1 protein-coding gene is annotated in these 1,461 nt (G+C 57.4%); it reads right to left on the bottom strand.

All coding sequences use genetic code 11. The annotated features are described in order from the left end of the window. Positions 1–33 precede the first annotated feature (33 nt). Positions 34–1,406 (bottom strand): IS3 family transposase gene (locus NJG22_RS24385; RefSeq protein WP_253098484.1). Its coding sequence is split into 2 segments (ribosomal slippage): positions 34–930 and positions 933–1,406, totalling 1,371 coding nucleotides; the frame shifts between segments, so codons are not numbered across the junction. Between the last annotated feature and the right edge of the window lie 55 nt (positions 1,407–1,461).

Raw genomic sequence — 1,461 nt, 5'->3', positions numbered from 1 at the left:
TGAGGTGCGCCCCATTTGTTGGACAATCTTTGATTAGGCTGCTGCGGTCTGATTCCTGTATGCCACGGGACTCAGGCCGGCCAGCCCCATCTTGATTCGATCATGGTTGTAGTAATCGATGTATTCATCGATTGCAGCGCTCAGATCCTCGATGCTGGCGAAGCGCTGACCATGATACATCTCGGTCTTCAGTGTGCCGAAGAAACTCTCCATTCGCGCATTGTCCAGGCAGTTGCCCTTGCGTGACATGCTCTGCTCCAGTCCCTTCTCCTCAAGTCGATTCCGGTAGCGGTAGTACTGATACTGCCAGCCCTGGTCGGAGTGCAGCATAGGCCTGGCCCCTTCCGGCAGCCGTGACAGCGCCTGCTCGAGCATCTGACCAACCAATGGATAATGCGGCGAGGTGTCGATCTGATGTGCCACGATTTCGCCATTGAACAGGTCCAGCACCGGAGAGAGATACAGCTTTTCACCCGCCACCTTGAACTCGGTCACGTCCGTTACCCACCTCGTATTTGGCTCTTCTGCCGTGAACTTGCGCTCCATCTTGTTGGGGGCGATGCGTCCGGGCTGGCCACGATAGGACTTGTACTTCTTCACGCGAACCGTGCATTTAAGGTCGAGCTCGGCCATCAGGCGGCGCACGACCTTGCTGTTCACTACATGGCCGGCGCTGCGCAGTGTCGCTGTCATGCGCCGATAGCCGTAGCGACCTTTATGCCGCTCCTGGATCTCACGGATACGGCCCTTAAGCGGAGCCAACTTGTCACCGGCAGCCATCAATTTGCGCTGGTAGTAATACGTACTGCGCGCCAGTCCGGCCAACTTGAGCAGGCCGTCGAGCGGGAAGCGGGTGCGCAGGGCCGAGATGATCAGGACTTTTTCCTCCCGGCCTTCTTCTGTCTCGCCTTCTCCTCGCGCAGTTCTTTTAACTTTTTTAGGTAGGCGATCTCCATCTCGGCGTGGCGCAGCTTGGCCAGCAGTTCGGCGTGCGAGAGTTCTTCATCGGCCTTGGGCGAGGTGCTGGCGGGTGGGACGGATGGTTTGATCATGACGTTACGTGGTCCTTTGTTCCCTGCTACCAGGGCTTTGATGCCGCCACTGTAGTACTGCGCTTCCCATATGCCTATCTGGCTGGAGTGCGTCAGGTTGAAAACGGCTGCCGTTTGGCGCAACGACAACTTGTCGCGCCACTTCCGCTTGAGTACCGAGAGCTTGAACTCAGGGCTGAAAGTCCGCGCTTGTCTGGACAGGCTGGTCTCGCCATGGAGGCGGAAAGCCTGCACCCAGCGGCGCAGTAAGGAGGGGTCCATCTGAAACTGCGCGGCAATGAAACGGTAGCCAAGGCCACGTTGCAGAAAAGTCTGGATGGCGGAAAGCTTGAACTGTCTGGTGTATTTGCTCATGTGAAACGCCCCTGAGGTTGGATTTTTGTCCAACATCAGGGGCGCAGTTCAGGGA

This window comes from Pseudomonas sp. VA159-2, assembly GCF_024126635.1.
Classification (GTDB): Bacteria; Pseudomonadota; Gammaproteobacteria; order Pseudomonadales; family Pseudomonadaceae; genus Aquipseudomonas; species Aquipseudomonas muyukensis.
The sequence above is the reverse complement of the archived record's forward strand: the minus strand, read 5'-3'. Positions and strand labels throughout refer to the sequence as shown.